This is a genomic window from Cetobacterium sp. 2G large (genome assembly GCF_014250655.1).
In the GTDB taxonomy this organism is placed as follows: domain Bacteria; phylum Fusobacteriota; class Fusobacteriia; order Fusobacteriales; family Fusobacteriaceae; genus Cetobacterium_A; species Cetobacterium_A somerae.
This window is the reverse complement of sequence record NZ_JACHTH010000002.1, coordinates 175,060-183,235: the sequence shown is the minus strand read 5'-3', so window position 1 is coordinate 183,235 and position 8,176 is coordinate 175,060. Positions and strand designations below refer to the sequence as shown.

At 27.4% G+C, this 8,176-nt stretch carries 8 protein-coding genes; 4 read left to right on the top strand and 4 right to left on the bottom strand.

The genetic code is table 11. From position 1 onward, the window contains the following. Positions 1-212: 212 nt before the first annotated feature. Positions 213-812 (top strand): hypothetical protein, encoded by a 600-nt coding sequence (locus H5J23_RS01325; RefSeq protein ID WP_185890553.1) that lies wholly within the window; start codon positions 213-215, stop codon positions 810-812. Between the two features lie 350 nt (positions 813-1,162). On the opposite strand, the gene H5J23_RS01320 is transcribed toward H5J23_RS01325, so the two are convergent. Continuing rightward, a complete protein-coding gene (locus tag H5J23_RS01320; protein WP_185890551.1) occupies positions 1,163-1,588 on the bottom strand; it encodes a GNAT family N-acetyltransferase in 426 nt (141 codons plus the stop codon). Positions 1,589-1,724: 136 nt separating this feature from the next. Here H5J23_RS01320 and H5J23_RS01315 point away from each other — a divergent pair, with 136 nt between their 5' ends. Further along, positions 1,725-2,480, top strand: a complete 756-nt coding sequence (locus H5J23_RS01315; protein ID WP_185890549.1) for a class I SAM-dependent methyltransferase — start codon at positions 1,725-1,727, stop codon at positions 2,478-2,480. Positions 2,481-2,540: 60 nt separating this feature from the next. On the opposite strand, the gene H5J23_RS01310 is transcribed toward H5J23_RS01315, so the two are convergent. Beyond that, the gene (locus tag H5J23_RS01310) at positions 2,541-3,872 is read right to left on the bottom strand and encodes an MATE family efflux transporter (RefSeq protein WP_185890547.1); all 1,332 of its coding nucleotides are present in this window, start codon (positions 3,870-3,872) and stop codon (positions 2,541-2,543) included. Between the two features lie 100 nt (positions 3,873-3,972). Here H5J23_RS01310 and H5J23_RS01305 point away from each other — a divergent pair, with 100 nt between their 5' ends. Together H5J23_RS01305 and H5J23_RS01300 are read left to right on the top strand one after the other, a co-directional pair. Continuing rightward, the gene (locus H5J23_RS01305) at positions 3,973-4,608 is read left to right on the top strand and encodes a Crp/Fnr family transcriptional regulator (RefSeq protein WP_185890545.1); all 636 of its coding nucleotides are present in this window, start codon (positions 3,973-3,975) and stop codon (positions 4,606-4,608) included. Positions 4,609-4,749: 141 nt separating this feature from the next. Then, positions 4,750-5,481, top strand: coding sequence for an OmpW family outer membrane protein (locus tag H5J23_RS01300; RefSeq protein ID WP_185890543.1), 732 nt, complete (start codon positions 4,750-4,752; stop codon positions 5,479-5,481). A gap of 96 nt (positions 5,482-5,577) precedes the next feature. Here the strand turns inward: H5J23_RS01300 and H5J23_RS01295 are convergent, their stop codons facing one another. Then, complete coding sequence (locus tag H5J23_RS01295; protein WP_185890541.1) at positions 5,578-6,411, bottom strand: prephenate dehydratase domain-containing protein; 834 nt, start codon at positions 6,409-6,411, stop codon at positions 5,578-5,580. Then, positions 6,411-7,925: an ABC transporter substrate-binding protein gene (locus H5J23_RS01290; protein WP_185890540.1), complete on the bottom strand. Its 1,515-nt coding sequence runs from the start codon at positions 7,923-7,925 to the stop codon at positions 6,411-6,413. Before H5J23_RS01290 ends, H5J23_RS01295 begins: the two co-directional genes overlap by 1 nt. Between the last annotated feature and the right edge of the window lie 251 nt (positions 7,926-8,176).

The following is an 8,176-nucleotide window of genomic DNA, read 5'->3' as shown; positions in this document are numbered from 1 at the left end:
AATCATTAACATTGGATGTATTCTTCCAATTTCAAAAGATGCTATTGACTCTTTAAAAGATTACGAAAATAATTTTTTAAATCAAGGGAAGCACAAAAATGTTTTAGAAAATTTAGCTGAGGAAAAATAAAACTTAAATAGTTAGAGCATTTAAAGGAAAGTACAAAACCATTTTGAAAAATTCGTTAAATATTTATATAAAGGAGGTTTTTATGAAATTGTTAAATCGTTTTTTAATTTTAGGTTCTTTAATTTTAACTTTAGCCTCTTGTTCTAATAGTAATTTAGAAAGCACTCCAAAAGCTGTTGAGATAAATAAAAATCAAAACTACAGTCCATCTATGGCTATTAAAAATTCTGAAACTATAAGAAATGTTGGTGTTGAAAATGCAATTTTAGAAGCTTATAACTTGCAAAGAGGAATTGATCCTGTTTACTACTCTTATGTAAAAATAGATTTAAATAGTGATTCTGTTCCTGAATATTTTGTCTACGCCTATGGTCCAATGCTAAGTGGATCTGGGGGTGGATCAGCCCTAATCCTAAATAGTGATTATAAAGAAATCTCTAGATTTACGCTAGTTCAGACTCCAATTATAATAAATAATCACAGAACAAAAAATTGGAAAGATATTATTATGACTGTATCTGGTGGTGGAGCGACACCAGCTACTGCTATTATGAAATTTGATGGAAAAACTTATCCTTTGAATCCTTCGCTACAACCTACTTTAGGGACTCATGACTATATAGATGGAGTAAAAATATTTACTGAAAATATATCTAAAAACCAAGGATTTAAAATTGAGTAAAAAAATAAAACTTTTTTTCTACAAAAAACGTCGAAAATATATAATAATAGTTAGAGATGTAGAAAAGGATTTAGTAGTTTTTTCAAATCGTTAAAGTAGTAAAAAATAGCCATCACACAGTTTCAAAAATGTTTTAATATTAAGGTTTTAACAAATTGTGAAGTTGTTTTTTCTAACTATTATATTGAGGTAATAGATTTAAAGTCAGTAAAGTATTTTATTTTTAAGATGTTTTTAAAAGAAAAAGGTTTTACAAGTTTTAAAGTTATTCAAACGTGAAAAAGATTTAAATATTTAAAGAGCGGAAGTAGAGGGATTTGTGATGGTTGCCCTCTACTTTTTAATTGCTTTTATTTACTTTCCCATGTCATATAGAACTCTTTTTCATCTGTATTTTCATCGAGATTTTCAGATATTACTTTAAAGTTTTCCCTCTTATAAAAATTTATTACACGTGAGTTTTTTATATATACACTTAGAGAAAGATTTTCTTTCTTTTCTTTTGCATAACATAATAACTCCTTTCCTATTCCTTTAGACTGACACTCACTTGCTATAAAAATACCCGCAATATAGTTATCCATAAGACCTATAAATCCTTTAATTTTATTATCAATCTCATAAACATATACCTCTGCTTGAGGTAAAATATCTTTCACTTCATCAAACTTTCCTAACCAATAACTCTCAGGAATAAAATCATGAGCTCTTTTGTTCTCCTCAAACCAAATTTGAATAACTACATCTATATCTTTTTTCTCTAATCTTCTGATCATTTTCATTCTCCTATGAATTTTTCTTTAATTTTATTATAGGTTATTATAATTTTTTATTCAATTAAATTATAATAACTTGAAAACATTGATATAATCTGTTATTATGACAAATCAAATCTTTTATCAGGAGGAAAACATGTCACTTAGAACAGAGTATGAAAATCAACAACAATATAGAAAATGGAGTTTAATTGTTAATAAACTACCAATTAAAAGTGATTATGTCGTCGCAGAACTTGGTTGCGGAACTGGAGCTTTTGCAGAAATTCTTTCTAAAAAGGTAAAAGAAGTTATTGCTATAGATTTAAATCAAAATCTACTTGAAATTTTAGAAAATAAAAAAATTGATAATATCACAATTTTACAAAAAGATATATCCGATTTAAACTATATTCCCAAAGAGATTGATGGAATATTTTCTAGCTTTGCTATTGCTTATTTTCCAAATAAAATGGAACAAATATTAAAAAACTGGTTTGATAAATTAAAAAATGGTGGATGGATTGCAATTATTGAAATTGATGATCTTTTACGAGGCCACACTCCACTCTCTAAAGAAACTCTAAATAAATTAGCAGTATTTGAAGATGGAGCTAAGAATGATGGAATTTATGACTTTAGAGCTGGTCGTAAAATTTCTCCAATTCTAAAAAATTTAGGAATGGAAATTTTACTTGATGAGGATTTAGAGGATTCTGAACTAACTAGCTCTGGTATAATCTCTGATGAAATCTGTATAATGTGGGAGAATCGTCTTAATCGATTATCATTTGATAAGTTTTTTCAAAAGGACGAGATTGAGGCAATAAAATCAGATTTTTTATCTCTTCTTAAAAGTACTAAACACATTAACCAAACTAAAGTTAAGTTCATTATTGCTAAAAAATCTTAATTCTTACTTTATAATTAAATTTAGTAGTGAAGTATTGATATCTTCACTACTAAATAATTTTTATATAACAATTTTTATATTTTCTTTCTTTAAATATATTAAGGTAATAAAAGCCATTAATACCTCTGTTAAAGCTGTTGCCAACCACAACCCTTTTATTCCAAATTTCCAAGATAAAATAAATATCAATGGAATTGTTAAAATAACTTGTTTTGAAATATTTAAAATTAAACTCGTCTTAAATTTACCAATAGCTTGAAAATATCCTGCACCTATAACATTTATTCCTAAAAAGAATATCATAGAAAAGTAAATTTTAGAGCTATCTATAGCTACAGCTTTTAGCTGCTCATCCGCTTTAACAAAAATATTCATAATTGAATCATTTGCTAGAGCTATTACTAAAAATCCAAGTGTCGCTATTACAGTGCTATAAATTAAAGATTTTCTACATATTTTTTCAACTCGAGATGTATTCTCACGTCCATAGTTATATCCTAAAATTGGTTGCGTCCCTTGATAAATAGCAACGATTGGTAAAAATACAATTAAATACAAGCTACTTAAAATTCCAAATGCTGCAATGTATAAATCACCACCTAATCTTTTTAAAATTATGTTTGTCAATACAACTACAATTGCTGTAAAAAATTGAACTAAAAAAGCTGGTGTTCCAATAGTACTAAGCTCTTTCACTCTATCCCATTTTAAATATAACTCTTTAAGTTTTAGTTTTAAATGTTCACTGTATCTACTTAAGTATATCAATTGAAATGTAACTGCCATAAAGTTTCCTATAACTGTTGCTAGTGCTGCACCTTTCATACCTAAATTAAAAATATTTATAAAAATTGGATCTAAAATAATATTTGTTAAACATCCTACAAGACCAATTAACATAGCTTTTTTAGGAGCTCCACTTCCTATTATCATTTCATTGGTTCCTATGTACATAACTTGTAAAAATACTCCTAAAGATAGCGGTTTTAAATAGTCCATAGTATAAGAGTAAAGATCTCCTGTTCCACCTAATGCCACTATCACTTTATCTGTAAATAAAAATAATCCTATACTTTGAAGTATTCCCACTAAAAACAATAAACATAATCCATTTCCTAAAATACTTTCTCCTCTTTTTAAATCTTTTTTCCCTAAGCTAATACTCATAAGAACTCCAGAACCAATTCCAAATAAAAGTCCTGTAGCTAAATTTAGTGTTGATATAGGCATAGTCAAACTTACACCTGCAATCCCCAATCTTCCCACATAGTAACCTATAAAAAACCTATCTGCCAAATTGTATAAAATATTTACTCCCATTGCTACTAAAGCTGGAAGAGAATATTTAATAATCAGTTTACTAATTTTCTCTTTTTCTAATACTTCTAACATTTTAATTTCTCCTTGTTTTCATTCTTTAAATAAGGTATCATAGTTTTATATAAAAAAACCGGATATATAGCCGGAAAATAAAAAATATTACGGAGTTTAAATGAAAAATGAAATAACCTATTATTTAAAAAAATATGATTTAGAAAAATATATGAAACCTGAACTTATAGATAAATTTTTTATTAAAAGATTTTTAAAAGGTGAGATGATCTTCTCTGTTAAAGAGGAAAGTCAGTCTTTATATTTTTTTGTAGAAGGAAAAATTAAAATCTATTCAGCCTTTTATGGGGATAAAGAGGTTTTAATTGAGTTTTGTAAACCTCTACAAATTTTAGGTGAAGTAGAATATATTCAAAATAAAGATATAAATGTAAATGTTGAAGCTTTAACACCTTGCATAGTTATTGGTATTTTAAGGGAAGATTTCAAAAAAATGATTTCTGGAAATGATAAACTTTATGAACTACTTCTAAGAACTGTAACAAGTAAATTAACATCAACTATGACACATATTTTAAGTTATCACCAAAAACCTTTAGATGAACGAATTTTAAATTATTTAAAAGAGCTTTCACAAAATAATAAAGTTGAAAAAATTAAATATATAGAAATGGCTGGTTTTTTAAAGGTCTCTGATCGACACTTACGAAAAGTTTTAAAAGAACTTGATGACGCTAAAGTAATATCTAAAGTTGGAAAGACTATTCATATTTTAAAATGGCCAGATAATATTTAAAAAAATTTAATCCAATAATTTTAATTTCTTCGTATTATGCAGTCTCTTACCTTTTTTACTTGTAATAGATTTCAAATAGTTATTTTTTTTTATTTGTAATATAATTCGGTTACAAAAGTTTTTAGGGAGGATTCAAAAATTATGAAAAAATTATTTTTATTATCACTTATCGCTTTAGGAACAACAGGTTATGCTAAAGAAGTTGCTCAACCAGTTGAAGTTGTAGAAGAAATCATTATTACAGAAGAGGTTATAATAGCTCCAGTTGAAGAGATTGTTGTAGCAACTACTAAAAATAATTTATATATAAGAACAGGTTTAGATGTATGGTCACAATATGATTCACACTCAATCTATCATGAAAAAAATGGAATAAAAGTATCTAATGGAGATACTAAAAAAATGGGTTATGAATTTGCTATAGAAAATACAAGAAATATAACTGATAACTTTGAGTTAGGACTTGGGGTAGCTTACCAAAATCATGCTGGATTAAAATCAGAAAATAGAAATGGTGTAAACTATGAAATTGGAAAATATGATTCTGCACCTTTATATGTAGTTGGAAAGTATAATTTTACTACTTTTGAAAATGGAATTACTCCATACGTAAAAGCTAACGTAGGATACTCATTTAATTTTAATTCAAAAGATGGAGAGATTGCAGGTGTTAACTATTCAACTAAAATAGATGATGGTTTCTACTATGGTGTTGGAACAGGAATGGAATATAATAACTTTACTGTAGATATTATGTACCAAGCTAACCAAGCTAAAGTTAAAGGAACTGTAGATGGAGCAACTGACTCTCATAAAAAATCACTTGATTATTCAAGAGTTACTTTAGGATTTGGATATAAATTCTCATACTAGATTTAACTAATTAAAAAATTAATTTTTATTCATACACTTCCTTTATAATAGTAGATGCTTCTAGGGTAAAACTACTACTATAAAGGAAGTTTTTTATTATCTAATTTCACATTTTTTATATGTCCCATATATTTTTAACTTTTCAACTCCGAGCCTTATCTGACTAAGAGCCTCTTTTAAATTACTATCAGATAAATTTCCCTCTAAATCAATATAAAAGTTATAGGAAAATGTCCCATCTCCTACAGGCCTTGATTCAATTTTTGTTAAATTTATCCCTCGCTTATAGAATTCCCCTAATATTTTATACAGACTTCCAACTTCATGTTTTAATTTTACTCCAACTGTGATTTTATTATTTGCTAAACTATTTTTTATACAAGACTCCACAATAATAAATCTGGTTTTATTATCTAAGTTATCGTTGATATTCTCTTTTAGAATTTTTAAATCATTAATTTCACAGGCTCTTTTGCTCCCAATAGCTCCTTTTTCTAAAGAATTTGAATCTTTCACATATCTTACACTTAAAGCAGTATTATGATAATTTATATGCTTAATTTCTCCTAAAGAATCTATAAACTTTTTACTTTGTTCAAATCCTTGGGGATGTGAGTATATCTCTTTAATATCCTCTAACCGAGCATCTTTATTTCCTATCAGATTTTGAATTATCCTTATACAAACCTCTCCCACTATGAAAAGGTTATATTTTTCTAAAAGATCATAAACTAAATTTATTGATCCTGTTGTAGAATTTTCAATTGGTAAAACTCCACATTCGACCTCTCCATTCTTCACAGCAATAAAAACATCTTCAAATGTTTTATAATTTTGTGCTCCAATCCCTTCCCCAAAATAGTGAATCATAGCCTCTTGACTAAATGCTCCTTCTACCCCTTGATAACCAACTTTAATCTTTTCTATCATTACTTTACCTCTTTATCCACTTTATAAAATCTGTGCATTCCACTTGGATGTGGTTCAAAATTTGATATATTTTTATTAACTCCAGCAATAACTTTTCTTGTAAATGAGATTGCCATAACTCCATCCTCTTGAATTATTTGACAAACCTCTTGATAATACGCTTCTCTTTTTTTATCATCAGTCTCCTCTTTAGCTAAAGTTAAAAGTTCATTAACTTTCGGATTTGAATAGAAAAATCTATTTCCAGCAGCTCCTATAAATTTTTCATTGAAAACAGTTAATGCTTCCTCCCCATCACCAGTTGGCGATGTTTTTCCCAAATGAAAAAGTTGATGCTTTCCATTCGATGTTTCACTTATAAAAGTTCCCCACTCTAAAGGATTTATAGTTAAATTTATTCCAATATCCTTTAATTGTGCTTGAATTATTTGAGAAATCTGCATGCTATCACTATTACTATGAATTGTTATAGATAGATTTAAATCCTCCTTATTTTCAACTTTATCCAAATACTCCTTAGCCTTATCTATATCTTGACTATACTTCACTCTATTCTCTGTATAGCCAAACATATTCTTAGCTAACGGTGAATTTATACTTTCAGCATATGTTCCTAAAACTGTTCCCAATATCTCATCTGAATTTAAAGCATAAATTATTGCTTTTCTTAAATTTTCATCTTTTAACTTTGAATCCTTTATATTAAATCCAATAAACTCTATTGCTAATGGATCTATTGTCATTAATTCTAATTTCGAATTTTTTAAAACTTGCTCTGCATCAATAGGGGAAACAGCGTAAGCTACATCAATCTCTCCTGTTTCTAATCCAATAACTCTATTTGTAGCCTCTGGGATACTCCTAAAAACTAACTTATCAATATTTGGCTTTTTAAAAGTATGTTCTTTATTACTTTTTAAAACAATCTTATCCCCTGTTACCCACTCTTCTAAAATAAAAGGTCCTGTTCCAACGGGGTTTTGACCAAAACTATTACCATACTCATTAACAGCCTTTTCACTTACAATTGAAGCTCCAGGATCAGCTAAAAACTTTAAAAGTGTCTTCGTTGGATATTTTGTATTTATATCAAAAGTTTTATTATCTACCTTTTCAACACTTTCAATACTTTCACCAATTGCTCCAACTATTTTAGAATTCTTAACTCTATTTAAAGAGAATATTACATCTTCAACTTTTAAAGGTTCCTCATTATGAAATTTAATTCCATCTTTTAATTTAAATCTAATTTTTGTAGGAGTGATATACTCCCAATTTTGAGCTAAACCATCTTTTAACTCCATATTTTTGTCAACTTCTACCAAAGTATCATACACTTGAACCATAACTTCAAGTGATCGTTTATCATTAGTTCCTTGAGGATCCAAACTTTTAGCTGCACCTACTTGAGCTGCAATAACCTCTTTTTTAGATTCAACTTTTTCTTTTTTACTACAAGATGCGACTAAAATCATTACTATAACTAAATATAATAAACTCAATTTTCTTTTCATATTTTTTCTCTCCTTTTTAATGCCTAAAAAGACACTAACTCTTTATCTATTCCCAATATGGTATCATTTTTTCAAAAGTGTTTCTAGATAACTTTTTTTTTAAACTTTTGTTCGTAATACTATTTTTCTTCATATAGAAATTAAGAGTTCAGAAGATTTTTTAAAAAAAAATTGTTCGCTACTATTTTAAAATAACGATTTTTTTATGTTGTATTTTTTTTTCTAAACTGTTATTCTTTAGAGTGAATAAT